We start from the raw sequence: 25,077 nt of genomic DNA, 5'->3' as shown, positions 1-25,077 counted from the left end.
CTAACAGTAAAGCCCGGGAAACCGGGCTTTATTCTCTGGTTTTTAAACTCCGCAGTATCCAACCATATTAAGCCTTTTCTCACTGTCTTTTATTTTGATGACAATGGTCGCTTTAACATCATTTCCTTCTTCGTTATTTGACTCTGGCATCGGAGTCTGTTTTATGGTGATAGAAACATCATTGTTTTTATATTGTGAATGATTATCGCCTGACGATATCTGTTTCAGTATGGTTATCTTTCCATTCAATTTCATGATGGCAGAGTATGTACATTCTTGTTCATCAGCAGGACAAATTGCACCTTCAATATAGTTCCATGTATTTTTTCGGTTACTATCAGCCAGGTGCAAAGTGCAAGTCGAGTGTCTTAAATCATCAGTAATCTCTTCCTCTGAAATTTCACCAACGTCTAAACTCTTTGTATTGAGATCATCTGGCACTTTGTTACTGGGTTCGATAGCAAGGCAACCAATAATCCCTGATAGCATCAGAGTTAAAATAAATACAATTTTTTTAAGCATTTTCACAACTTTCGCTGAAATTAACGTTTAGGGAGGTTATTTTTCCATACATTCAGATAGGGTGCAGGGTCCGTTATGTCGGCACGCCTTTTGAAGACTCCTGCACGTGTTGACAGACTGGCTGAGGAAGCTCCGTTAGTATAAATCTCCAGATGCAACATGGATGAACCACTCTTCAATAACCCGACCTTAGCAATAATCTGACCTTTTTTGACAATCGCTCCGCTAGTATATGAGCCCGGCGCTATTTCGCCATAACGGAGAATGATATCTCCATGTCTGATTTCTACAGCATAGGTACCTGAGTAGAAGGGGTAGGGCTTCTGAAGTAAAATTCCATCAGCTACAGCATGAATAGGCGTCCCTGCCGGGAATTTTAAATCACAACCTGCATGTTTACGGCCTTCAGTGCGCCAGGCCCCAAATTGGCGGCCACCACTCGTCCATGACAGGGTGGGAAGCTTCGTGAAGGGAAAGCAAAATTCCTCATTTGCTTCTCTAATTGTATTGTTTGATATCTCTTTAGTAACATCATCTGAACCGGTAGCTAAATCCATTGGGAATTGAGAGTCGGTCTCCTGAACTCCTAATTTTCGCCAGGTTTTATGCCCTACAATACCATCAGTTTCAAGATCATTATTCCTCTGGAATGTTATGACTGCACTATATGTATGACTTCCAAAGTTGCCATCTTCTATAAGCTTTGGAGTCACGCCATTCTTATTAAGAAGCTTTTGTAACGTTAATACATGGCTACCTTTATTAAATATCTTAAGTGTTGTTGCCATAACTACCCTCCTGGTAGTTTTTAATTATATGGATCTGTCGGGCCTAATCTGAAAAAGTAAGTGAATTGACCATCTGGATGCGGGGTAACTCTGATCTGCGTGATGGTGAGATCGCCATTGTTCCAACCGTAACAGACTTGGATGATCCGCTCAGACCCGCCGTCTAGGGGCGTTTCCTGCACCAGTTTGCCGGTGCGACGGCCCAGGGGGGCGTACAGATTATAGGTTGAACGACTCTTTAGTTTTATAACAATTTTGTTAAGTGTGTTAAATGCTGAGAGGTATAAACTCGTTATTGTATACGTTCATCATTTGTTAAATATTGCCTGTTAACTATTTTTGGCGTACCGAACAGTTCTAATGACATTGAGGCCGCGCCGAATTGAATAGTGCATCCTTTATCAGTCGTGATTATTTTCCATTTGTAATAATGATTGCCTGTGTTTGATAATGAAGACTCTATCTTTTCTTTTAAAATATCCAAAATATATATCCCCGATGTCAAACTAGAAAACTGACTATGATTTGTATTTTCCAAGGATAAGTTTATAACAAGATCGCTTACGTCATGAAATTTAAGTGTTGCTTTCGAAACGGAAAATAATGAATCTCCGGGTTGTGTTGAGCAATTTACCCACTCTAATATATGATCAATATCAAAGTGAATATCTGAGCTAAAATCTTCCATGCCAGAAGCAAAACATATGCCTCGTATTAAATTGTCGTGGAATGTATGTTCGCTTATGACTTCAGGCATCATGCTTAAACTCCTATTTGGCTGATTAAGTACTAAATATTAAGGAATGGCAAAATCACCGAGGATATTTTCTCTTTGTAAGTTTTTATATGTCTTCAGATTATGTATATTAGAATCATGGTGCTAATATACAGGGCTGCCAGTGAGTATTTCACATTCATGTGAACCGTCAGATAGCCTCCAACCGGTATGAACCTTACAGTGGTTTTCTATATTATATTTTCTCCGGCAGGAGGATTGCATGGCGGGCATTCTTCTTACCAGGATGATATTTAAATCATCATAATAACAATCGAGGTTGCATATGCTTACTCATGCCTTTTCGCTTTGGCTCCTATATTCTATAGGAATGTAGGTTGTTCTCTTATGTAACAAGCTACATAATATTTAAGGTTTTATTAAACGGGTGGGCTCATTCTCAATAAATTGTCGGATAGATTCTCTTTCATCGGCAAGTAAATATTGTCTTTCGGTTTTCTTCGCATCTCCTATGAGAATTATTGACATTGAAGATGCAGCGAATGAAAAATGATAATTGCTATTGTTGGTTATTATTTCCCACCTGTAATACTGAGGTAGCCGGAGAGGGGTTTTAACAGTTGTTCTTTTTATATCAAGAATATAAAGACCAACCTCTGAGGCGGAGTAATTGCTGTTCGACCATGTAATGTTTATTTTAAGGTCTGTGACGTCATAAAAGGAAATAATGCCTTGACATACCGAGAATATCACTTCTCCACTGCTTGAACATTCTGTCCATTCTATTATATGATCTATATCAAAACATAGAGGGGATGTTTCCTCACTAAGGTTCTCAGGTAAATAAAAACCATGTATAGCATTATCATGAAAAGAAACGCTTTCAAAATCATTTATCATAATTAACCCTCCTCTCATTACGGCGCAACGCCGCATCCGCCAAAAACATGTTCAGCATGTTTACATTCACATGTTTTTGGAATTTGGTTATTAACATCATAATGCCAATGAACTGGACTGCCAGTTTTTCCCATACAACCATGGCTACCCTTCAGTGGATCTGTGTCACGCCCATGTTTTGAATAATGAGTCACTTTATTAAACTTTTCACCTGCAGGAGGCTCACATGGTGGACAATCCTCTTTATCACTAAAATTTTCATTTAACCATTTTGTTAAGGCTCTTGCCGCTCTGTCGTTTAAGGCTTGTGAAGCACTCCAGACACCACAAGATGGAGAAGGTCGAGATAACGGTTCATCCGATAAACCCAGCGGATCCACCCCCATAACCGGATCAAGTGGATACGCATACAGATTCCATCCCCCCGCCAGCCCAATTGGATCCTGCGTGATATACCGCCCCTGGCGCGGATCGTAATAGCGGTGGCGGTTGTAATGCAGCCCGGTTTCCTCGTCATACTGCTGGCCCGGCAGGCGCAGGTGTTGTACCAGATGCTGCGGATTATTTTCACTGAGCACATTCCCCCACACGTCGTATTCCGCAGACCAGTCTGTTTTTCCGTCACCTCTAATGAGCGCCAAGGGCAGGCCGCGGTGGTCGCAGTGGTACAGGTGGACAGTACGCTGAGGGGTATGCACCGGCTCCAGCTGGTTCTGCATCCGCTCCGCCGTCAGGCCGCACCGGGCCAGCCACTGCTGACTCTGTTCGCTGAGGTGGCCGCTTCGCAGTTCGCCTTCCAGCCTGTCGAGCAGGGTGACCAGCTCCGGAGGGGAAGGTGACGCCACCGTCCTGCTGCAGTTTTTCCGCGAGAGTGCGGCGTGTGGCTTTCTGCAGTTCTGCCGTGGCGGTTTCTATTTTGACCAGGGGTGTGAAGCTGCCCGGAAGATACACCGTCTGGATACGGGCGGTGTCAGTCTGGGTGGTGGTCAGGTGGTCGCCATCCCAGCCGTACCAGGCGCGGGTGACCCGCTCAGGGCTGCCGTCACCGGGCGTTTCCTGGATCACTTTGCCGGTGCGACGGCCCAGCGGGTCGTACAGGTAGCGGGCGCGGGTCAGGGTGCTGTCCTGCTGGCTGCGGGTGTAGTGCACCAGCCGGTGCTGGTGGTCGTAGTGATACCGGTGGCAGTGGCTGCCGCCGTCGCGGATAAGGCGCTCATCCCGTCCGGTCAGCCTGCCGTAGCTGTCATGGTGGTAAAAATTTTCCGCATCCCCGCTGATACGGTTGTCCGGCCAGACCGCGGGCAGGGCGGGGTGCGCGACCCGGTCAGCCAGACGGTTACCGGCCGGGTCGGTGGTGTAATGCCGTAACAGGTCGTAGTGCTGTGCGCCGGCGAGCCGCCCCGTGCCGTCATACCGGTAGTGCTGGTCCGCGTTTGCCTGGCTGATGCGCACCAGCTGCCCGTTGTCGTTATAACCGTATTCCCGGTTCAGCACCGGGTCACTGAACGTGTGACTCAGCAGCTGCCCGGTGGCACGGTAGCGCGTGCTCTGCTCATACGCACCGAAGTCACGCTGCGTTTCCCGGTGCAGGCGGTCCGGGGTGGTGCGGTGTGCCAGACCGTGGTGGTAATCGTGCTACTCTGCCGGTTCACCGTCCACCGTGCGGTGGCTGAGGCGGTCCGACGCATCATAGTGCCGCCGGGTCAGAATACCCTCATCCTCGCTGCGGATAAGCTGTCCGATGACGCTGTAGTGGTAGCGCTGCGTCCGGCCGTCAAAACCGGTCTCCTGCACCAGCCTGTCCAGTGCATCATACGCAAAGGCCATGCGGCTGTCGTTCTCGTTGACCAGCCCGGTGACGCGCCCGGCCGCATAGTCACAGAGGTTTGGTCAGTTGCGTATTCTGGAGGTGAAATACTGGCGAAAAACAGGCGAGGCAGAAATCCTTACCTCAGAACCAAAACATCTGATGCTGAAATAGTTCTCTGGGTTTATACCGGGATGAAAACAATGGGCTCCAGCAGGAGATACAATTCGAAGTAATCAGCTTAGGGGGCGTTCTCGCTAATAACGGGTCATTACAGTTCATGTCGCCCTATTCCCTGCTCTGGAATAAAAGATTTAGCCAATAGTGACTGTACCGCTGCCGATAATCACACCGCCGCAGTCAACTACATCACCCGTTCTGGCCGCAGGCAGACCATCAATAAAAACCGTACCAGAACCACTGGCTATTTTTCTTGGATGGGGAGGATGATTTGGTTTTGAATGGGGAGTTAGTGGATCTCCTTTTCGGGCTGCGGCGAGGCTATCTATAAATACAGTGGGTGAACCTGCAGTAATGACGGTTTCACGATAACCGTTATGTTGGGTACCTACATCGTGAACTTTGGCGGCTAAAGACATATATTTCTCCAGGTTTAAGGGTAAAGCTTAGATGTAGTATTAAAATTCGGCTTGCGTTCTCCCATGAAATAAAAAATTTCGTCTCATGAAGAATGTGAAAAGTATGCCTATTGCTGTTATAAAAAACTTTCATCAAAACTATACTTAATAGGCAAGAGGTAAAAAAATAACATTACATCTAAGTGATAAGTAAGTAGTTTAGGACACTGCGTCTTCTGTTTGAGCTTGTTGATAAGGTGCGATTTAAAATTAATCAAAATTGTTATGCTTCTATTTTCTATGCTTTTGATAGGTTGGCTTTTTTTGAAAATACTTAGTGTTATCTTCATTTTTTTAGTAAATATTGCATTCGCGTTGAGTTGCTTTGAAGGGGTTTTTATTTTCCATTAAGTATCATTTTGACATAAAACGCTGGCGCTTTTTGTATCTTAATGACCATCTTCGTGTTTTTTAATTCGTGTTAGTGCGTGGTGTTATTTTTTTAGATGTAACTGGATGGTAGGGCTATTTCTTTATTTCATTTTGTAAGTTCTGTTTTTATTTGCTGCGCGGTCATGTTTAAGGGGTGACATGTTCCATTAATAAACTTATAAATATTGTCATAATATATCTCAAAGCTAAGTTGCTGCGGGGGTGGTAATTATCGACTTTTACTCATTATTATTTGTGCTTGTTTTATCTTCCAAGAAATTTGATCCAGCATAATACCATATTACCTTAAGATATTTTCCGGTAGTACTTTTATAGATAGAGACTAGCCAGCAATTTGAAAATTGGTCATTAGTAATAATATTTTCATAAAATAAATCTCTTATGTTTACGATGGCGTACACATAATTATTGCTTTTTTTATAATACTCAATGTTTTTATGCTCCTTACTACCTAAGACATTAATGTATGTAAGAGTGATATTGGTTAGCTCAAACCCACCAACTGAAAATGGAAATTCCATCTCTTGATTGCTTTCCGGTATGGGTCTTCGTAGCTTTGAACTAGATCTTGGATATATACGCTCAGTCCAGTCCCAATCAATGCGATTATCTTTTAAACATACGTTTTTTGTTGACATATTATCGCAATCGTATATAACACTTGCTCTGGTTTCGTTCCCATTTACTTTATATGAATAAATTTTACTTCTAATAATATAAATATCATTCATCGGTTTTTCATGGCACACCTCTAACTCATTAAGCTTGTTTTTAAGCACGCTGTATATTTTCTCGTTTTTTTCTTTTTTATCCTCGAGAGATTTTTTTAAATCATAGAATGCTTGGTAATCATGTTCTTCTTTACATGTTTTCGCCCCCAACGTGCCGAAAGATAGGTGTAGTGAAATCAATAAAATGTAAATTTTCATTTTGTTATTTCTCCACAATTAATTTCCCCACATATGTTCCATCAGTGCCTGGTATTCTGTGGGAAATAAGATAATCATATATAATATTCCACTTCTCCACATCATATACTGTTACGCAACCATGTGATACATTACCAAGGTGTATATATCTTGAACTATTCCCTTTCATTCCTTCTAATTCAATCGGAAACCAGATGTCATTACACCTTATAGTGCCTTCGGGAAATGCATCCCTATATCCTGTAGTGTCACCTTCAACTCTATGAGAGTAGTCTGGCGCCATTATTTTATGAGTTCCAGGAGGGATTGGTGAATACGGATGGTTTGGTGGCCATGCACTGTTTAGTGTTACTCTGATATTTTTTTTATTAAAGCTCATTGTTGCAAATTGTTGAGAAAGCGTACCTCTTTTAAATATTGAATACTCGTCAATGCGCCCCCCGCTGTATGTTATTTTTACTGTGGCGCTTTCTTGTGTCGGGCCTTTTTGATGAGTGCATAGTTTTGCATTTTCCTTTTTTAAGCTAATTATTTTCCCCATTAAGTCTTTTCTATCACTCATAACCCTATAATAAATGCGTTCATTTTTTTCACCCAATGTAAGAAGCTTGATGTTTTCGTGAATGTTATCAATGGTACCATTTTCTAATGCTACCATAAGCCATCCATCTTTATCCTGTGGCCTGATGTTACTATAAACCACCTTACCCTTTACTATTTGTACGCTACCTGTGGTTTGATTTGATACGCCAGCATTATTATTCAAAGGCATGCTTTACTCCATGTCATCTATGTCGTACTCAAAAAATAGATTTTCAGAAAAATATGTGCTTATTCTTTGGGTTCTCCCTTCGCTAGAGGTTAACCCTCTAAAAATTTCACCACTACTCGTCGTAACTTTATACTTCTGGAATGGGATGGGATTATCTTCATCATCAAGGAGCAGGAACTGCTCATCAAATACATAATCATCCTGATTTTCTTCTCCTTCACTCTTGTAACCCGCATTATTTTCTTCCTCTGGACAATCCCCAAAATTTTCACCAACTTGTTCGCCCTGTATATTTTCGTCGTTATCCTCCAGCCCCTCCATCACCCCCGGTAACATCACCCCCACCGGTGTCCCCGGACGTCCGCCACTGTTCAGGTTGATTTTCGGCCCCACAATGTCCACCCCGCCGGGGTGTATCACCACAAAGGAGCCCCCCACCCGCAGGGTGATTTGCGTGTCGCTCTGCAGCACAATTTCACCCCGCGCACGGGTGCCGGAGGCGCCCGTCACCTTCAGTGCCTGGTCGCCGTTGACCGCCAGACTGTGCCTGCCCTCCACCCGGCTGAGGTGGTCCCCGGTGGTGCTGTGGTTCTGGTTTCCCTCCACGGTCACCGTGCGGTCATTTGCCACGTGCAGTCCGTCGTCGTGACCGGTGCTCACCCGCCTGTCGTTCTCCACACTAAGCATCTGGTCATTACGCACGGTAACGGTCCGGTCACGGGCCACGGTGAGGGTCTGGTCGTGCCCGATGCTAATCCGCTGGTTGTTGCCAATGGTCTCGGTGTGGTCCACCTTCACGTCCGTGGTGCGGTTGTTCAGCACCTCGGTGTCCATGTCCTTCTGGGCGTGGATGTACACCTGCTCCTGGTCCGTCGCATCCTCAAAGCGCAGTTCGTTAAACCCGTCACCCCGGTAGGTTTTTGAGCGGATGGTCATCTGCGTCTTCGTGTCCGGCAGGCGGCCGGGGGCACGGTTCACGTCATGGTACAGACGCCCCGTGATGACCGGCTGGTCCGGGTCACCGTGGAGAAAGTCCACAATCACTTCCTGGCCGACGCGGGGCAGGGCCAGATTGCCGAACCCGGCCCCCGCCCAGGCCTGGGAGACCCGTATCCAGCAGGAGCTGTCTTCGCTGTTGCCGTGGTAGCGGTCCGGGTGAAAGCGCACCCGCACGCGGCCGTATTTGTCACAGAAGATTTCCTCGCCCGGCGGGCCCGTGACCACCGCGCTCTGCGGACCGTCGACCCGCGGCTTCGGCAGCGGGGAGCGTCGCCAGGTGCGGTCTGCCGGGATAACCTCCAGGCGGTTGCTCAGCGTGGTGCCTTCCCCCGGACTGCCGTGCTGCGCCTGCGGCTGCCGGCCCTCCAGGAGACTGCCGGTGACCTGCCATTCCCGGTTCAGGGGAGAAGACGGGTGACCGGTCAGGGTGAACCGTCTGCCGGGCCACAGTACCGGGGAGTTACTTCTGCAGGTGGCGGTCTCTGCATCCTGGCGGTATCCCTCCGCCTGATAACGGGCAAAATCCCGCCCGTGCTGTTCGTCCTTGAAGCGCCCGGGGTAGTCAAAGATTTCGTAGTACGCGCGCTGGCCGTTGAGTTCACGGGGATGATGGCTGAAGGTGCCCTGCCAACTGGGGGCTTTGAAAGTGTAATCCTGCGTCTGCACCGAGGAGGGGCGTATCTGCGCCCGGTAACGGAATTCGCTGATGCAGTCCGTCAGGACCCCGGTGCGGGTGTTGGGGTTAAAGGGCAGGTCACCCACGGTGGCGACCCCCGCGACATCATCGGTGAGCACCAGTTTCTGCTCCGCGCCCCCGGAGGCGCAGCTGTCATAGAAGAAGATACCCTCTTCGGCCCACAGGCGGCTCAGAAAACCGAGGTCGGTCTCGCCGTACTGGACGCAGAATTCGCGGGCCGGATGGGCCTCATAAAAGCGGGACACCCGGCCGGTGACGCCGTGTTCCGTGAGCAGGGTGGCGGTGATGTCCGCAATGTTCTGCTGCTGGAAGAGGCGGAAATTCTGTCGCAGACCGCAGCGCCAGAGGGGAGGCGAGAGCGTCAGGGCATAGCCCATCTGACCGTGCGCGTTCTGCGCGAGGTCGAAGCCGGTCACGATGCCGGTGAGGACGCGCCGGGGAGTGTCGCCCTGCCAGACGGTGAAGGTGGCGTTTTTTTCGAGGAAATGGGCCGGGGTATAGCCGGACAGCCTGCTGGTGACCTCTGCGTGGAGGCAAAAGGGGGTGGAGAGGGACTGGAGAAGGGAAAAGGTGACAACGGCGGTGGCACGCGGGGGAAGCCCCTCCACGTCAAGCGTAAAACGCAGGCCTTCTTGTGACATAACCTTCTCCCGAAACAGATAGTAAATTATGGAACCACGACTACTCGCGGTTGTGCTTATAGAGGTAACGGAGGTTTCAGGCACGCTACCGCCGGAGTCTCCGGCGTCTGCCATCTCCCGTATGTTAAATATAATGCTGAGGCGGTATGGCCTGGGCATTCCGTCTCTGGTACAAAAAATGCCACTCTGCCTGCAGTCGGAGTGGCATGGATGGAAACTTAAGCTTCCAGCGGTGCGCGCCAGTCGTCAGCCCCTGAGGTACCCGCGGAGACGTGTTCCCACTCGATCTTACGGTAAGCCAGTGAGACCTTAACCAGTTGAGTGAATTCACGTTTTTCCGCATCCTGGCAGTGCGGCATATGGCAGTCGATATCCACGATCGTCGAGTCGGTAAGGCGAGTCGTGAAGAAATGTTCCTGTTTACCTTCTACAGAGGTGCGATACCAGTGCAGTTCGGTGGTCGGTAGCATTTCGCCTGAGGCCAGCGCGTTATACAGCAGCGGAACGGCTTTGTTCAGGGCAACAGTGAAGATGAAAGGCTTATGCGCGCGTTGCCCCGCGGGTTGACCTGATTGAGGATCGGTGGGGACCGTGACGTTATGACTGAATTCCTGTACCAGCATTTCGTCTTCATGGCCCTGAACATAAATGTTGCCGACAGACTCCGCCGTAAAAGCACGATCGGTGATCAGCCCTTGGGTTTGCCCTTTAATTGAGATGTAACACGGTGTTGGCATGGGTAGTAACTCCTTTTAGGTCATCGTAGTGATTCAGTTGCGTTCCCTTATCATCATCGGAATAATGACTTGAGCTGATGGTTTATTTATGACGCCCCGGGTTACGTTGGTTTTGCTTTTATTTTTGCAATCCATGGGCTAGTCAAGAATAATATTATTTATTCCGTTTTATGCTATTTCATGTAAATTCCAGGTTGGTGGTATCTTAGTGGATATTAATGGCGTTCATTTATTCATCCTTTGAATAACTAGCGTTTGTATTATGCGACATTATTTGTTTATACAGTTTCAGATTTAGTTATGATTATTGTTGATGAAATAGTAATAGCATGTGTTTTTACATGATTTATGTGCGGATTGCCACAATTTAATACGTTTGTTGTTTTTTTTCAAAAAATGGTTTTAAAAGTGAGATGATTAGAGGTATATGTAATAGCGTCATTTTTGTGTTCGGTTTTATATCATCGCGGCGGCTTTGTGAGTATTTTCTTAATAATTAAGGAAAGCCTTCTCCATGCCGTGATTAATAAGAGTTATATAATCTGACGGAATATCTCCATGAGCAATAATAAAGACGGCAGTATAGCTCCTAAAGAGCGCATCAATATCCGCTACGTTCCCAAGACTGATGGGCAGATGGCTGAGGTCGAACTGCCTCTCAATCTTTTGGTTACTGGCGATTTAGCGGGAAAACCAGACCAAACGCCGCTGGATGAACGCCAGCCCGTTGCCATCGACAAAAATAATTTTAATGCGGTTATCGCTCAATCAGATGTGGGGCGTCATTTCACTGTCTCATCCGCCCTGGGAGGAAACGATGGTGCACGGCTGGATATCAACCTGAAAGTGAACTCGATGGCCGATCTCTCTCCCGACAGCATCGCCAGCCAGGTGCCAGAATTGAAAAAGTTGCTGGAGTTAAGGGAAGCACTTGTTGCTCTGAAAGGTCCGATGGGAAATATCCCCGCGTTTCGCGCCCAATTGCAGGCGCTGATGGATAACGAAGATACCCGCGAACAACTGATTCAGGAACTCGGACTCGACAGCCAGAAATAACTGAGTAAAAGGATTTCATTATGTCTTTACAGGAAGAAATTGTGCCCGTCAGTGCCACCATTGAAGCACCATCTTCATTGCTCGATAATATTATGGCGCAAAGCCGTTTTCAGCCCGACTCTGAAAGCTATGATATTGCGCGTCAAGGGGTAACCGCCTTTATTGCCGCACTATTACAGAATGAAGCAGACTCCGTCGATATTCTCGCGGTGAATGCGATGATCGCAGATATAGATGCACGTACTGGTCAACAGATGGATCTTATTCTTCATGCACCGGAGTTTCAGGAAATTGAAGCACTGCTTCGTTCACTCAAATTGCTGGTCGATCGTACTGACCCACGTGAAAATATTAAAATTCATCTGTTACATGTCACGAAAGAGGAAATGCTTGACGATTTTGAGTTTGCACCAGAAATCACCCAGTCGGGCTATTACAAACACGTTTACTCCAGCGGATATGGTCAATTTGGCGGCGAGCCCGTCGCTGCCGTAATCGGAAATTACGCCTTTAAAAACACCGCTGCTGATTTGAAGTTGCTGAAGTATGTCAGTGCGGCCAGCGCGATGGCCCATGCGCCTTTCCTGTCTTCCGTTGCGCCAGAGTTCCTCGGTCTGACTTCCTGGACGGAATTGCCCGGTATCAAGGATATAGCGGCAATTTTTGAAGGTCCGGCCTATACCAAGTGGCGATCGCTGCGTGAATCAGAAGATGCTCGCTATCTGGGGCTCACCGCACCACGCTTTCTGCTGCGTCAGCCGTATGCACCTGGCGAGAATCCAGTAAAAAGTTTTAACTACCGAGAGAATGTTAGCCGCAGCCATGACGATTATTTATGGGGGAATACGGCATTCCTGCTGGCCTCAAATATGGCGGAAAGCTTTGCGAAGTATCGTTGGTGCCCGAATATCATTGGTCCACAAAACGGCGGGGCGGTAAAAGATCTCCCGGTCCATCTCTATGAGGCGATGGGGCAGTTGCAAGCCAAAATCCCAACCGAAGTGCTGATAACCGATCGTCGCGAATTTGAACTCGCGGAGGAAGGTTTTATCACCCTGACCATGAGAAAAGGGAGCGATAACGCAGCGTTCTTTTCCGCAAACTCTGTCCAGAAACCCAAAGTCTTCCCCAGCACGCCCGAAGGAAAAGAAGCAGAGACCAATTATAAGTTGGGGACACAATTGCCTTATCTCTTTGTCATCAGTCGACTGGCACATTACATCAAGGTGTTGCAGCGCGAACAGATCGGCTCATGGAAAGAGCGGGGTGACCTGGAACGTGAGCTCAACAACTGGATCCGCCAGTATGTTGCCGATCAGGAAAACCCACCTGCTGAAGTGCGCAGCCGTAAACCGCTACGTCAGGCCAAAATTGAGGTGCTCGATGTTGCAGGTGAACCTGGCTGGTATCAGGTCTCGCTTTCAGTGCGTCCACATTTCAAATACATGGGAGCGAGTTTCGATCTTTCCCTGGTCGGGCGTCTGGATAAAGATTGATCATGATGACGGAGCGGGAGATTGGGGTGAAGGGTAGTTTATTTGAGCGTGTCAGTGATGCGGCAATGCCGTTACGTTATTCTTGTTCGCACAGTCAATTATTACAATCCATTAACCGTAATCTGGAAAATATTCTCAATACCCGTTCCGGTAGTTGCTTCGGCTCGCCGGCATTAGGCATACCAGATTTAAATGATGATGTGTTGATTTCAAGTGATTTTCGCGAAGAGATTTGCCGTGGGATTAAGGATTGTATTTTACATTATGAACCCCGGCTTTGTGAGATTGTGGTAACTGCCGGCTTTCCAGAGGAAACTGCTCGCCTCGAATTAGGGTTTCATATTGTTGCGCAAATGAATATTTACAATATAAACGATTTCCTTGAGTTTGATATTCTGCTGGATAACCGCCAGCGCTATCGGGTGAGATGAACAATATGGCTTTTGAAGAGCGTTATTATCGGGAGGAACTGGATTACCTGCGTCAGCTAGGGAAATTATTGGCTAAGGAGAAACCCTATTTAGCCCGCTTTCTTAGTGAAAAGCAGGGAGACCCGGATGTAGAGCGCTTGATGGAATCTTTTGCTTTCTTATCGGGTGGGCTTAGACAAAAGCTGGAAGATGAGTTTCCTGAGTTTACACATGGCATCATCCGTATGCTGTGGCCTAATTACCTGCGTCCGGTTCCGGCTATGACAATAATTAAATACGAACCAGAAAATACGCTAAAAGTACCCGTGCAGGTTTTACGTAACGAATTGGTGAGCACAGGTAATTTGCAGTTTAATATTTCGGAAGGGAACGTTCTGGGAAACGATACGACGAAATCCCCACCGGCTTGTAATTTTACGCTGGCACGCAATGTCTGGCTGCAACCTTTAAAAATAAAAGATGTTCGAAACGCAAGTACTCTTGATGAAGGTATTATTGATATTGAATTTTATACTGAAAAAGGTGTGTCTGCCGACTCGCTGGATTTAAATAAAATCAGTTTCTGGTTGGCTAATCACGATGATTACACCCGCTATCAGCTCTATTTATGGTTTAGTGAACGTTTGATGAATGCAGAGCTCATTCTGGAAGAGGGCCACATACCTTTGCCAACTCTGTGGCTCGATTCCGCAGGATTTGAACGAGATGATGCATTACTGCCATGGCCTAAAAATGTGCACAATGGTTACCGGGTACTGCAAGAATATTTTTGCTACCCCGAAAGTTTCTTCTTCTTTAATCTGCGGGATGCCGCGTCGTTAACAGATGATTTTCGTGGCGGCGTGTTCACCCTACGTCTACGTTTTAATCAACCTCTGCCTGAAGATATAAAGTTGCGTCAGGATTCATTACAACTGTGTTGTACACCCGCGGTGAACCTTTTTTTACACCACGCTGAGCCAATTAGTCCGGATGGTCATCTGCCGCAATATCCGTTACGGGCCAGCCATCATCACCCGGATGCTTACGATATTTTCTGTGTGGAGTCCGTCACTAATAAAGACATGACTGTGCATGATGGGTCTGAAAAGCGATCCCGCTCAGTCTGTAACTGGCCTGAATTCGAAAGTTTTAATCATCAACTTGAATACACGGGCCAACGTGAGGTGATTTACTGGCACCATCGTACTAAAACATCGTTATTCCATCGCGGCCTTGATCACAGTATTGCGCTTGTGCATGCCGATGGGGATGTACCGAATCCCGCGCGACTAAAGGGGGAAGTGATTACCCCCTTGCTGGTTTGCACAAACCGGATGCTTCCTGGTGAGCTTCATACCAGAGATATCAATGTTGCGGTTGGCAAAAATCCAGCTGTTGCCTCATTCAGCAATATTACGCGCCCGACTCGTCCGCTCTATCCGGTGATGGATGGGGATATGCACTGGTCGCTTATTTCTAGTATGAATTTGAATTATCTCTCTTTATTAGATCGGGACGCGTTGGTGCAGATTCTGCGCACATTTGATATTCCCGGTATCCACCATCCTCAACAGGCTCGCTTATCACAGCAAAAACTGGATGCGATGGAGAAGATGGAAACTCGCCCAGTGGATCGGCTTTTTAAGGGGGTGCCGGTAAGAGGACTTGCCACGACGTTGTGGATCAATCCCACCCCCTTTATCTGTGAGGGAGAAATTTATCTGTTGGGTACGGTGCTGTCTCATTTTTTTGCGTTGTACGCCAGTATCAATTCTTTCCACCGACTGAAAATTATCAACACGGAAAGCCAGGAGGTCTGGGAATGGAAGAGTTCCGGCCAGCACGCGCTGATGTGACCTTTTCGCAAGATGTCAGTGATATCAATTTTTATGTGCTACTGGAGTCGCTATATCGCCGTTACGGTGAAGCTAACCGTGAGCCTTCGCTACGCACTGAGCCTGAAGATGAAGTGCTGCTGTTTAAATCTGACGCCAGCATCGCTTTTCCCACAAGTGATCTGACATCGCTCATGCGCAGTCAGAGCGGCCAGTTTACGTTGACCGCCAGATTTATTGGTTTCTCGGGCAGTCAGTCGCCGTTACCGGGCTATTACCTGGACAGGATGGCACTGGAGTCAGCACAAAATGAAGAGGGGCTGAAAGCGTTCCTCGACTTATTTAGTCACCGCTGGACACAGTTTGCTTATCACGCCTGGCGTAAGTATCGCTACTACATCTGTTTTCGCAACGGTGGAACGGACCGATTCTCACAGCGCATGTATTCGCTAGTTGGGCTGGGTAATCAGAGCGTGCGCGACAAGCTCTGTATCAACCACAGCAAGATGCTGGCTTATGCAGGGGTACTGGCTACGCCTGGCCGCTCGCCGGATGTAGTAAGCAATTTGGTTTCACACTGTTTTGCATTGCCTGACGTCACTATCGAAAACTGGCAATTGCGCAGAGTTGTGATCGAAGAGGCTGAACGAAATTCACTGGGCGAGCGTTACCCAAAAACTCGAACCGCCGGGCACGTTGTTGGTCGTTCCGTTCTGGGCGTCAATTTTACCCTTGGCGCGCGGATACCCGATCGCAGCGGTAAATTTCTGCTGCGGATAGGCAGCCTTTCAATGGAGCGATATTTGTCTTTTTTGCCACAGGGTGAGTACCACGAGGCATTACAGATGTTTGTCTCATTTCTGCTGCGTGACCAGTTAGCCTGGGATTTGCAGTTATGCCTGGCACCTGAGCAGGCGAAGGGAATGCGCTTAAGGGAAATGTCCAGTAGCTGTCTTGGACGCACTGCTTTTATTGGCTCACCGAAAGTACCGCCTTACGTCACTCTCCACATCAGGGAGTAATTTTATGGAGAAAAATGTGGTTGAGGAAAAACAACATAGCGGATTATCACTGACGTTACAGGTGATGAACGGCAATGAGCTGGAAAGCGGCCGTGCAGCGAAATGCCTGTTTTCTGTGGACGGTGGCGAGATAGGTCACGGCGAAGGATGTCACTGGTCAGTGCAGGACAGGGCCGGTTCGATTGCAGGGCGTGCCTGTGTCATTGTGCAACACGATGGCGCTTTTTGCTTACGTAGCCTGATACAGGGTCTGATGATCAATCTGGCACCGATCTCGACGGCAACGGGTTTGGTTCAGTTGCGCCAGGGCGATGAAATTAGTCTGGGGGCACTTACACTCAAAGCTTATCTCCACGAAGGCCAACGTATCAGTTATGACCAGCAAATGGCGACGCCGGAAAGCATTGTAAGTCAACGTGCGGGGCGGGTTGACCCGTTGCTTTCGACCGACGGACAACCGGAGTACCCAGGAATGCCTCTGCGCCAGGCGCTCTCATCCACCGTAGTGAACAGCTTTTCCTCGGATCCCTTACAAGTGCTACAGAGTGAAAGCCTGACTACGGTACAGCAAAGGGTTTTGTACGGTCAGCAACCTGTGCCAGTTCCTGAAAGTCAGCTTAGTGATGGAATTGACACCGCTTTTATGGATTTACCGCCTGTCTATACCGAGCTCCGGGATGAAGATGATTTCACTCAGGCTGAGATGGCACAGAAACATCTGGCGGTCACACCGCTGATGCGAGGATTGGGAAGTTCGCTCCATATCACTAATTCGCAAGACGCAGATGCTTTCCTTGAGGAGACGGGGCGAGCTCTTCAGGCGGCCATTAAGGGATTGCTGGATTTACAACACAGCCAGAATAGCCTCTCTGACAAGCATCTTCGTCCGCTGGAAGACAATCCCCTACGTCTGAATCTGGACTACACCTCTGCGCTGGAGGTTATGTTTGCTGAAGGCAAAAGCCCGGTGCATCTTGCAGCACCTGCCGCCATAGGCGAAAGCTTGCGCAATGTCTGCCACCACGAAGAGGCCAACCGGGCAGCTATCGCCGAAGCACTCAGGGTGATGCTTGAGGCATTCTCACCGCAGAGTCTACTCCGCCGATTCGTGCAGTATCGCCGGAGCCATGAACTACGCCGGGATCTGGACGATGCGGGCGCATGGGCTATGTACCGACACTATTACGCTGAACTTGCGTCGGATCGTCAGCAAGGTTTTGCCATGCTTTTTAACGAAGTCTATGCCCAGGTCTACGATCGTGTGCTACGTGAAAAACAGCGGGAATGCGAAGCATGAGGTTCGCTTTCGTGGTGGTGTTGCTGATGTTGAGTGGATGCACCCTGACCAAAAAGATCGGCCGGGTGATTGCCGACCCTGGTATCCAGGTTGGTGAGCTAAAGCAGCAACCTTCCGAGGTGACGATTACGTTCTTGACCGAGCCGGATTCTAACTTAAATAGCGAGGATGAACCTGCTCCGGTTGACGTACAGATGGTGTGGCTGAGTGACGACTCAAAATTTCTGGCAGCGGATTACGACCTGTTGGCTACCACTCCGCTGCCTGATGCGCTGGGTAAAAACTATCTCGACCACCAGGATTTCACCTTGCTGCCGGACATACTTAAAACCTCGCCTGCCATAAAACTTGAGGCGCAGACCAACTTTATCGGCATTGTTGTCTACTTCTCAGACGACCAGACCAGTGAATGGAAGCAGATTGTACCTGTCGTGGATACCGGTCATCGCTACCGTCTCCTGGTACATGTGCGTCGAAACAGTATCGAAATAAAGACAGAGGACTACTAACGATGGCCACGATGAGAAACCGGGTGCTCTGGCGTGAAGGAATGTTTGTTCTGCCACAGCATTTCCAGCAACAGCAGCGCCATAACGATGCAATGTTGCGCGAGCGACTGGACGCGCTCGGCGACTTCGCCTGGGGATTTACGCAGCTTTCTCTCAACATTGAATTGCTGGTGCAGGGCAAGGTTATGATCGACAGGGCTGCAGGTTGTTTGCCGGATGGCACGGTATTTCGTATTCCTGATGAAGACAGGTTGCCACTGCCGTTTCAGCCGCAGGATCTTAGCACGCCGGAGAGTCGCACTATTTATATGGCGATGCCGGTTATTGGCCACAATATTGGTGAAGTTCAGGGGGCGCGCAGTGGAGGACAAAGTTCGGAGCGCTATCACGAAACCCACACTGACGTGCGCGATGTGCATAGCGAGGAGGGTGATGTACAGTCTCTCACGCTCGGCCAACTGGCACCGAAAATTGTCAGTGGTGCGGAGGATCTTAGCGCGATGGTCGTACTTCCTCTCTGCCGTATCCGCAGTCATCAGCCGGGCGGAGCCCTGGTGCTTGATGAGGATTTTATCCCCACTTGCCAGACGTTGCGGGTCAGTATGGTACTGAATCGGTTTGCCGGTGATGTACAAGGATTAATTGCCACCCGAGCAACAGATTTGGCCAGGCGCATTGGTTCGCCGGAGCAAAGCGGCATTGCTGATGTGGCGGAATTTATGATGCTACAGATGCTAAACCGTTGGCAGATGCACTTCTCGCATCGTACACGTTTGCACACGTTGCATCCTGAAAGCTTTTATCTGGATTTGGTCAGCCTGCTGGGGGAGTTGACGACCTTTACTGAGAACAGCCGTCTGCCCGGTGTCATTGAACCTTACGATCATCGGGATCTCACAAAATCCTTTAACACGGTAATCCCTGAACTGCGTCGGGCACTGAATATCGTGCTGCAGCCACGTGCGCAAAATCTGCCGCTGATATTTACCGAAGGTGTCTATCTGACGACAGTCAACGATCCGGGGTTGTTGCAGTCCGGCGTTTTTGTCCTCGCTGTCCGCGCACGGATGCCGCATAACCAACTTATTCTTCAGTTTACCCAACAGTCGAAAATTGCCTCCACGGACAAAATTCGCAATATGGTCAGCGTGCAGGTCCCAGGTATTCCCATTCGTCCTCTTCCTGCCGCCCCGCGTCAGCTTCCGTACCATGATGGTTATGTCTACTTTGAACTTGAAAAAGGTAGCTCGGCATGGCAGGACGTGGTGAAGGCAGGGGCGCTTGCCTTGCATATTTCGGGCAATTTTCTCGATCTGGATATGCAATTGTGGGCGATAAGGGGCTAAGGCAATGAGTGAGCTAAGTCTCCATTCAGAAGCAGAGACTGGTCGTCAGTATCGCCTGGCGCTGCGCGGCAAGAGCCTTAACCCCATGATAGATGCTGCAACACCGCTGCTGGGGATGGTGATGCGTTTGTCAGGTATGCAAAATCAGAGCATGCCTGATCATCTGTTTGCCCTGGTGGTAACGGATGTACAAGCGGTTGAACAGTTACTGCAGGAGCGTGGCTATGAACCGGGTGTCATCGTGTCGTTTCGCTACATACTCTGCACCTTTATTGATGAAGCCGCGCTGGGTAACGGCTGGTCAAATAAAAACGAGTGGATAAAACAGTCTCTGCTGGTGCGCTTCCACAGTGAAGCATGGGGTGGCGAGAAGGTTTTTATTTTGTTGGAACGTCTGATGCGCGAGCCCGGACGGTATCAGGATCTGCTGGAATTTTTGTTTATTTGTTTTTCTCTGGGATTCCGCGGCCGTTATAAGGTCGCGCAACAGGGCCGGGACGAATTTGAACAGATATACCAGCGGTTGTATCACCTGTTGCACAGCCTACGTGGTGACGCGCCGCTTCCCCTGTTACATCAGAATCAGGAGATGAAAAGAGGGCGCTATCAACTGATAAAACGAGTGACCATCGGGCATCTTTTGACAGGAGGTCTGCTCACACTCTCTCTGGTGTACTTGTGTTATCTCCTGCGCCTGGACGGTCAGACCCAGGACATTCTCCATCAATTAAATCGTCTGCTTGCAAGGTAAGGATACCGCATGATTCAAATTGACATCTCTACGCTGGTAAAGCGACTGAACCCTTTTTCACGACAGGCTTTGGAGATGGCCGCGACGGCCTGTATGAGCTTGCACGCGACTGAAATTACCGTAGGCCATGTGCTGATACAGATGCTGGCCATCCCGTGCAATGATCTGCGCATTATTTTGGAAAAGGCGGAGATAGACGTAGAGGAAGTGGGGCAGGCGCTGGCTGTAGAGCACTACGCCACCCTGAGTCATACGGAGAGTTATCCGGCCTTTTCTCCTTTATTGGTGGAATGGTTACGCGATGGCTGGTTGTTAGCCTCGGCAGAAATGCAGTCAAGGGAGCTGCGCGGCGGTGTGTTGCTGCTGGCGCTGCTGCATTCAGCATCGCGCTACGTGACGCCCGCCGCCGCAAGACTACTGACGGGTATCAACCGTGACAGGTTACAGCAGGATTTTGATGACTGGGTTAAGGCGTCGGCGGAGTCGGTCAATTTGAATGGCAGCAAGGATGACTCTGTCAGGGTGAGGGCAGGCGAGGGTCTTCTTGCACGCTATGCCAAAAACATGACCGAAGACGCCCGAAGCGGCAGACTCGATCCGGTACTGTGCCGGGATAATGAAATTGACCTGATGATCGATATTCTCTGCCGTCGTCGCAAGAACAATCCGGTGATCGTGGGCGAGGCTGGGGTTGGTAAAAGTGCGTTGGTTGAGGGGTTGGCGCTGCGTATTATTGCCGGGCAGGTACCGGACAAGCTGAAAAATACTGACATCATGACGCTGGATATCGGCGCTTTACAGGCCGGCGCGTCGGTCAAGGGCGAGTTCGAAAAGCGCTTCAAAGGCGTAATGGCGGAAGTTAACCAGTCGCCGGTGCCGGTTATCCTGTTTATCGATGAAGCGCATACGTTGATAGGCGCGGGGAACCAGCAGGGGGGGCTTGATATTTCGAACCTGCTGAAACCAGCGCTGGCGCGTGGCGAGCTAAAAACTATCGCGGCAACCACCTGGAGTGAATATAAAAAATATTTCGAAAAAGATGCCGCACTGGCGCGTCGCTTCCAGATAGTCAAAGTGAATGAACCCACGGCAGCAGAGGCGACGGTGATATTGCGTGGTCTGGCGGCGGTGTATGAACTGACGCACGGTGTGCTGATTGATGATGATGCGTTGCAAGCCGCTGCAATCATGAGCGAACGCTATCTCTCTGGTCGCCAGTTGCCGGATAAAGCCATTGATGTGTTGGATACCGCCTGCGCCCGTGTGGCGATTAACCTCTCCTCTCCACCGAGACAGATTTCGGCACTTACTACCCATTGTCATCAATACAGTGCGGAGATCCGTCAACTTGAGCGACAAATGCGTATTGGCCTGCGTGTCGAAAGCGGGCGGCTTGAGGCACTTAATGAGCACTATGCCTCGACACAAGTGGAGCTTCATACCCTTAATGCCGCCTGGCATCAGCAGCGGGCATTGGTAAATGAGATTATTTCCTTGCGTCAGGCGTTGCTGGCACCTGATGGCGAGTCGGGTGAAGACGTTAACGATGCGGCAAATGACAGTATGCTGCCGCCCGATGCTTTGTCGGAAGAGAAAAAGGCTGTTGAGCGGCTTGCCGTGCTCAGCACCCAACTTGAGACTCTTCACTCTGAGCAGAGATTAGTTTCTCCCCATGTGGACAAATCGCAGATTGCTGCGGTGATCGCAGAATGGACCGGCGTGCCGCTCAATCGCTTGTCAGTGAGTGAGATGTCCGTGATTACCAACCTACCTCAGTGGCTGGGTGACGCCATTAAGGGCCAACAACTGGCAATTGAGCACCTTCATAAACATCTGCTCACCGCGCGAGCCGATTTGCGCCGTTCTGGTCGCCCGCTCGGTGCATTTTTGCTGGTGGGACCAAGTGGGGTGGGTAAAACGGAAACGGTTCTGCAACTGGCAGAACTGCTCTACGGTGGTCGACAATATCTGACCACCATTAATATGTCGGAGTTTCAGGAAAAGCATACCCTTTCACGCCTGATTGGTTCTCCGCCGGGCTACGTAGGTTATGGCGAAGGCGGTGTACTGACCGAAGCCATTCGTCAGAAACCTTATTCTGTCGTGTTGCTGGATGAAGTGGAAAAAGCCCATCCTGATGTGCTCAATCTTTTCTATCAGGCCTTCGACAAAGGCGAAATGGCGGATGGAGAAGGTCGGCTAATTGACTGCAAAAATATCCTTTTTTTCCTGACGTCGAACCTCGGTTATCAGGTAATTGTTAAGCAAGCGGACAAACCGGAAGCGATGCAGGATGCACTCTACCCGGTGCTGGCCGACTTCTTCAAACCCGCACTGTTGGCACGCATGGAAGTGATACCGTACCTGCCGCTGTCACGGGCTACGCTGGCAATGATTATTTCAAGCAAGCTCAGCCATCTTGAGAATGTCCTGCATGCCCGGTTTAGTGCGGAGGTGGTGATCACATCTGAGGTCAACGATGAAATCATGCGCCGTGTTACGCGTGCGGACAATGGCGCAAGGATGCTCGAGTCTGTGATCGATGGCGATATGCTGCCGCCGCTCTCGCTGTTGCTGTTGCAGAAAATGGCCGCAAATACTCTTATCGCCCGCATTACGCTTGATGTGCAGGAGTGTGCGTTTACTGCTGTGGTTGAAGACGTGATGACCACGGAAGAAGGTGCGATATGAGCGCTTCCGTCCGCTGGATAGTGTTTCTGATAGTGACGGTTTCGCCGGTGTTCGCCAGCGAGACGAAGGATATGCAGGCCATGATTGGTGCGATGTCGGCCTGTCGAAAAGAGCCTGCCGCGCTGGAACGTCTTACCTGCTATGACCGCATTCTGACACCTGAACCCGACGCCGGTTTTGCCGGAGCACTGGTGAAAGCAAAGTATGCAGGCGAGGCACACGGGCGGGCCTTTGAGCAGGAGAAACAGCGGCGCAGTGACTCTACACAATTACTGATTAACCACAACGACGGTGAGCACCCCACAGTTATCATCACTACGCCCGCCATCGGTAGTCTGCCACCGCGCCCGGTACTAATGCTTAGCTGTGTTGACAATATCACCCGGATGCAGGTGGCGTTAACGCATTCAATACAGGAGAGCGATATAGCGGTCACTCTGAGAACTGAAAAAGGGCAGTTCCGTTCACACTGGTTCGTGCGTGAAAACGGGTTGTTGCTGGAGACCAGTCGTGGGCTTGCAGGCATTGAAGATATTAAACAACTGTTTGGTGCAAAAACGCTGAAGTTGGATACCGATCTGGCGAGCGGGACCGGGGCGCTAACTTTTAATATTGAAGGGCTCGAGCAGGTCATCATGCCGCTGCGTGAAGTCTGCCACTGGGCTGGGGAATAGCACAATGGACAGACACAACCCGGAAGCCTGGTTCGCACAGTTATTGCAAGTGCTATCGGAGGAGAAGCAGGCCAGTAAGCTAAGCGATGATAACCCGCGGTGGGAATATATCGATGGCGAAATTGTCAAGCTGGGATCATTGAACCATGCCCAACTTGATATTGCCGAGCTTCAGCGTCAGGGGTTAACGCTGCTTGCTTCTGAGAGCAAAGATTTCCGGCTGGTATCACATTTGTTGCGCACGCTACAACATGAGGGAAATCTTTTACTCGCTATCAGAATACTCACACAATATGTGGCGCATTACTGGACCATTGCCTGGCCGCAGGCTATGGCAAACAAACAGCGCTTCGCCGACCAGGTTCTCAAACGTTTCGAACCTGGGATTATCAGTTTTGCCGCTGCCTCAACGCTGGAGCAGCGCGATCTTATGCTTGATGAACTGACTGTACTGGCGCAGTACTGGCGAACACACGACATGCCAGCACTGGCTTCTGCCACGGATGGTTTATTTACCCTTTTTCAACGCGCATTCGGAGATTATCCCCTTTCGGAACCTTCGCCCGGGCAGTCTAAGAAAGACGTTGTCATCCCCCCAGTCGTAGTGGCCGCAGGCACAAAGGCTGGTGTCATCGGCACGCCAGGGATGAATATCGACGCTTCCGATGATAAGAGCTGGCGCGACACGTTACTGAGGGTCGCTTCTCTTCTCTGTGAACAGCAACCAGCATCTCCACAGGGTTATCGCCTGCGTCGTCATGCCCTTTGGCACAGCATCACAATTGCGCCACCGGCCGAAAATGACGGGCGTACGCCGCTGGCCGCTGTCTCCGCAGACAGGGTGGCCGATTATCAGACTCGACTTTCCCACGTCGATATGACGCTCTGGCAGCAGGTAGAACAAAGTTTGTTATTAGCCCCTTACTGGCTGGATGGCCACCACCTTTCAGCCGTTATCGCGCGACAATTGGGGCATGATGAGGTCGCACAGGCAATACGCGATGAGGTGCGTCGTTTTGTGGCCCGACTCCCCCAACTGACCATGTTTAGTTTTAACGACCGTTCACCGTTTATCAGTAACGACACTGCCCGTTGGCTGGCAGATGAACCACAAAAAGCCGTTGTCTCGCTGGATAGCAGCAATGAAATGATACAGCAGGTATGGCAGTGCAATAAGGAGCATGGGCTGGAAGCAGCGCTTGTGCTTCTTGAACAGCAACCTGCCGAAATGCCACGCGCGCATTTTTACCGACAGTACCTTATGGCTCAACTGTTGGAAGCATCAGGCCTTAAGCAGCTTGCTCATCATCACTATCAAACACTATATGAAACCGGTATGCGAATGTCGCTCCTCGACTGGGAGCCCGTGTTGTTGCAACAACTGAAAGAGAAACTCACGGTGGAGCTGTGAGCGATAAAAACAGGAGT

The 25,077-nt window shown here is 49.4% G+C and carries 21 protein-coding genes and 1 pseudogene; 12 read left to right on the top strand and 10 right to left on the bottom strand.

Annotated features, from left to right (window positions below):
• Nucleotides 1-42 precede the first annotated feature (42 nt).
• From ACUY4Q_RS15175 to ACUY4Q_RS15130, 10 genes and pseudogenes are all read right to left on the bottom strand, one after another.
• Entirely contained in the window at nt 43-522 is a 480-nt protein-coding gene (locus ACUY4Q_RS15175) for an adhesin (protein ID WP_458043566.1), read from the bottom strand.
• 20 nt (nt 523-542) lie between these two features.
• On the bottom strand, nt 543-1,310 hold the full coding sequence (locus ACUY4Q_RS15170; protein WP_458043565.1) for a peptidoglycan-binding protein: 768 nt from the start codon (nt 1,308-1,310) through the stop codon (nt 543-545).
• Between the two features lie 292 nt (nt 1,311-1,602).
• Nucleotides 1,603-2,070 carry a hypothetical protein gene (locus ACUY4Q_RS15165; protein ID WP_458043564.1) on the bottom strand — a complete coding sequence of 156 codons (468 nt, stop codon included), beginning with the start codon at nt 2,068-2,070 and terminating at the stop codon, nt 1,603-1,605.
• Nucleotides 2,071-2,454: 384 nt separating this feature from the next.
• Nucleotides 2,455-2,946, bottom strand: coding sequence for a hypothetical protein (locus ACUY4Q_RS15160; protein WP_458043563.1), 492 nt, complete (start codon nt 2,944-2,946; stop codon nt 2,455-2,457).
• A gap of 17 nt (nt 2,947-2,963) precedes the next feature.
• Nucleotides 2,964-4,797, bottom strand: a pseudogene (locus ACUY4Q_RS15155) (RHS repeat-associated core domain-containing protein); the annotation flags it as partial.
• A 270-nt stretch (nt 4,798-5,067) separates the two neighbouring features.
• Nucleotides 5,068-5,352 carry a type VI secretion system PAAR protein gene (locus ACUY4Q_RS15150; RefSeq protein ID WP_458043562.1) on the bottom strand — a complete coding sequence of 95 codons (285 nt, stop codon included), beginning with the start codon at nt 5,350-5,352 and terminating at the stop codon, nt 5,068-5,070.
• Nucleotides 5,353-6,002: 650 nt separating this feature from the next.
• Nucleotides 6,003-6,713 carry a hypothetical protein gene (locus tag ACUY4Q_RS15145; RefSeq protein WP_458043561.1) on the bottom strand — a complete coding sequence of 237 codons (711 nt, stop codon included), beginning with the start codon at nt 6,711-6,713 and terminating at the stop codon, nt 6,003-6,005.
• Between the two features lie 4 nt (nt 6,714-6,717).
• The gene (locus tag ACUY4Q_RS15140) at nt 6,718-7,485 is read right to left on the bottom strand and encodes a hypothetical protein (RefSeq protein WP_458043560.1); all 768 of its coding nucleotides are present in this window, start codon (nt 7,483-7,485) and stop codon (nt 6,718-6,720) included.
• A gap of 3 nt (nt 7,486-7,488) precedes the next feature.
• Nucleotides 7,489-9,822 carry a type VI secretion system Vgr family protein gene (locus ACUY4Q_RS15135; protein ID WP_458047357.1) on the bottom strand — a complete coding sequence of 778 codons (2,334 nt, stop codon included), beginning with the start codon at nt 9,820-9,822 and terminating at the stop codon, nt 7,489-7,491.
• Nucleotides 9,823-10,040: 218 nt separating this feature from the next.
• Nucleotides 10,041-10,559, bottom strand: coding sequence for an Hcp family type VI secretion system effector (locus tag ACUY4Q_RS15130; protein WP_458043559.1), 519 nt, complete (start codon nt 10,557-10,559; stop codon nt 10,041-10,043).
• A 558-nt stretch (nt 10,560-11,117) separates the two neighbouring features.
• On the opposite strand from ACUY4Q_RS15130, the gene tssB reads away from it, so the two are divergent.
• Genes tssB through tssA form a run of 12 tightly spaced genes read left to right on the top strand, consistent with a single transcriptional unit; the run spans nt 11,118 to nt 25,060 of the window.
• Nucleotides 11,118-11,615 (top strand): type VI secretion system contractile sheath small subunit, encoded by a 498-nt coding sequence (gene tssB / locus ACUY4Q_RS15125; protein WP_458043558.1) that lies wholly within the window; start codon nt 11,118-11,120, stop codon nt 11,613-11,615.
• Between the two features lie 20 nt (nt 11,616-11,635).
• Nucleotides 11,636-13,111: a type VI secretion system contractile sheath large subunit gene (gene tssC, locus ACUY4Q_RS15120; RefSeq protein ID WP_458043557.1), complete on the top strand. Its 1,476-nt coding sequence runs from the start codon at nt 11,636-11,638 to the stop codon at nt 13,109-13,111.
• 2 nt (nt 13,112-13,113) lie between these two features.
• Entirely contained in the window at nt 13,114-13,542 is a 429-nt protein-coding gene (gene tssE / locus ACUY4Q_RS15115) for a type VI secretion system baseplate subunit TssE (protein WP_458047356.1), read from the top strand.
• A 5-nt stretch (nt 13,543-13,547) separates the two neighbouring features.
• Nucleotides 13,548-15,380 (top strand): type VI secretion system baseplate subunit TssF, encoded by a 1,833-nt coding sequence (gene tssF / locus ACUY4Q_RS15110; protein ID WP_458043556.1) that lies wholly within the window; start codon nt 13,548-13,550, stop codon nt 15,378-15,380.
• A complete protein-coding gene (gene tssG, locus ACUY4Q_RS15105) occupies nt 15,347-16,381 on the top strand; it encodes a type VI secretion system baseplate subunit TssG (protein WP_458043555.1) in 1,035 nt (344 codons plus the stop codon). Before tssF ends, tssG begins: the two co-directional genes overlap by 34 nt.
• Before the next feature lie 16 nt (nt 16,382-16,397).
• Complete coding sequence (tagH, locus tag ACUY4Q_RS15100; RefSeq protein WP_458047355.1) at nt 16,398-17,678, top strand: type VI secretion system-associated FHA domain protein TagH; 1,281 nt, start codon at nt 16,398-16,400, stop codon at nt 17,676-17,678.
• The gene (gene tssJ / locus ACUY4Q_RS15095) at nt 17,666-18,187 is read left to right on the top strand and encodes a type VI secretion system lipoprotein TssJ (RefSeq protein WP_458043554.1); all 522 of its coding nucleotides are present in this window, start codon (nt 17,666-17,668) and stop codon (nt 18,185-18,187) included. Before tagH ends, tssJ begins: the two co-directional genes overlap by 13 nt.
• Nucleotides 18,188-18,189: 2 nt before the next feature.
• Nucleotides 18,190-19,533, top strand: coding sequence for a type VI secretion system baseplate subunit TssK (gene tssK / locus ACUY4Q_RS15090; RefSeq protein ID WP_458043553.1), 1,344 nt, complete (start codon nt 18,190-18,192; stop codon nt 19,531-19,533).
• 4 nt (nt 19,534-19,537) lie between these two features.
• Complete coding sequence (icmH, locus tag ACUY4Q_RS15085) at nt 19,538-20,284, top strand: type IVB secretion system protein IcmH/DotU (protein ID WP_458043552.1); 747 nt, start codon at nt 19,538-19,540, stop codon at nt 20,282-20,284.
• 9 nt (nt 20,285-20,293) lie between these two features.
• Nucleotides 20,294-22,975: a type VI secretion system ATPase TssH gene (gene tssH / locus ACUY4Q_RS15080; RefSeq protein ID WP_458043551.1), complete on the top strand. Its 2,682-nt coding sequence runs from the start codon at nt 20,294-20,296 to the stop codon at nt 22,973-22,975.
• Complete coding sequence (gene vasI, locus ACUY4Q_RS15075) at nt 22,972-23,649, top strand: type VI secretion system-associated protein VasI (protein ID WP_458043550.1); 678 nt, start codon at nt 22,972-22,974, stop codon at nt 23,647-23,649. The genes tssH and vasI overlap by 4 nt, the downstream gene beginning before the upstream one ends.
• 4 nt (nt 23,650-23,653) lie before the next feature.
• Nucleotides 23,654-25,060, top strand: coding sequence for a type VI secretion system protein TssA (tssA, locus tag ACUY4Q_RS15070; RefSeq protein WP_458043549.1), 1,407 nt, complete (start codon nt 23,654-23,656; stop codon nt 25,058-25,060).
• The last annotated feature ends 17 nt before the right edge of the window (nt 25,061-25,077 follow it).

The organism is Phytobacter cepae (assembly GCF_054165735.1).
Note: the sequence above shows the minus strand (reverse complement) of the source record. Positions and strands in the feature narration are given on the sequence as shown.

Bases quoted from the DNA above. Each gene is read 5' to 3' on its own strand.
- ACUY4Q_RS15175 (WP_458043566.1), bottom strand. From the start codon at position 522: ATGCTTAAAAAAATTGTATTTATTTTAACTCTGATGCTATCAGGGATT.
- ACUY4Q_RS15170 (WP_458043565.1), bottom strand. From the start codon at position 1,310: ATGGCAACAACACTTAAGATATTTAATAAAGGTAGCCATGTATTAACG.
- ACUY4Q_RS15165 (WP_458043564.1), bottom strand. From the start codon at position 2,070: ATGATGCCTGAAGTCATAAGCGAACATACATTCCACGACAATTTAATA.
- ACUY4Q_RS15160 (WP_458043563.1), bottom strand. From the start codon at position 2,946: ATGATAAATGATTTTGAAAGCGTTTCTTTTCATGATAATGCTATACAT.
- ACUY4Q_RS15150 (WP_458043562.1), bottom strand. From the start codon at position 5,352: ATGTCTTTAGCCGCCAAAGTTCACGATGTAGGTACCCAACATAACGGT.
- ACUY4Q_RS15145 (WP_458043561.1), bottom strand. From the start codon at position 6,713: ATGAAAATTTACATTTTATTGATTTCACTACACCTATCTTTCGGCACG.
- ACUY4Q_RS15140 (WP_458043560.1), bottom strand. From the start codon at position 7,485: ATGCCTTTGAATAATAATGCTGGCGTATCAAATCAAACCACAGGTAGC.
- ACUY4Q_RS15135 (WP_458047357.1), bottom strand. From the start codon at position 9,822: ATGTCACAAGAAGGCCTGCGTTTTACGCTTGACGTGGAGGGGCTTCCC.
- ACUY4Q_RS15130 (WP_458043559.1), bottom strand. From the start codon at position 10,559: ATGCCAACACCGTGTTACATCTCAATTAAAGGGCAAACCCAAGGGCTG.
- tssB (WP_458043558.1), top strand. From the start codon at position 11,118: ATGAGCAATAATAAAGACGGCAGTATAGCTCCTAAAGAGCGCATCAAT.
- tssC (WP_458043557.1), top strand. From the start codon at position 11,636: ATGTCTTTACAGGAAGAAATTGTGCCCGTCAGTGCCACCATTGAAGCA.
- tssE (WP_458047356.1), top strand. From the start codon at position 13,114: ATGATGACGGAGCGGGAGATTGGGGTGAAGGGTAGTTTATTTGAGCGT.
- tssF (WP_458043556.1), top strand. From the start codon at position 13,548: ATGGCTTTTGAAGAGCGTTATTATCGGGAGGAACTGGATTACCTGCGT.
- tssG (WP_458043555.1), top strand. From the start codon at position 15,347: ATGGAAGAGTTCCGGCCAGCACGCGCTGATGTGACCTTTTCGCAAGAT.
- tssJ (WP_458043554.1), top strand. From the start codon at position 17,666: ATGCGAAGCATGAGGTTCGCTTTCGTGGTGGTGTTGCTGATGTTGAGT.
- tssK (WP_458043553.1), top strand. From the start codon at position 18,190: ATGGCCACGATGAGAAACCGGGTGCTCTGGCGTGAAGGAATGTTTGTT.
- icmH (WP_458043552.1), top strand. From the start codon at position 19,538: ATGAGTGAGCTAAGTCTCCATTCAGAAGCAGAGACTGGTCGTCAGTAT.
- tssH (WP_458043551.1), top strand. From the start codon at position 20,294: ATGATTCAAATTGACATCTCTACGCTGGTAAAGCGACTGAACCCTTTT.
- vasI (WP_458043550.1), top strand. From the start codon at position 22,972: ATGAGCGCTTCCGTCCGCTGGATAGTGTTTCTGATAGTGACGGTTTCG.
- tssA (WP_458043549.1), top strand. From the start codon at position 23,654: ATGGACAGACACAACCCGGAAGCCTGGTTCGCACAGTTATTGCAAGTG.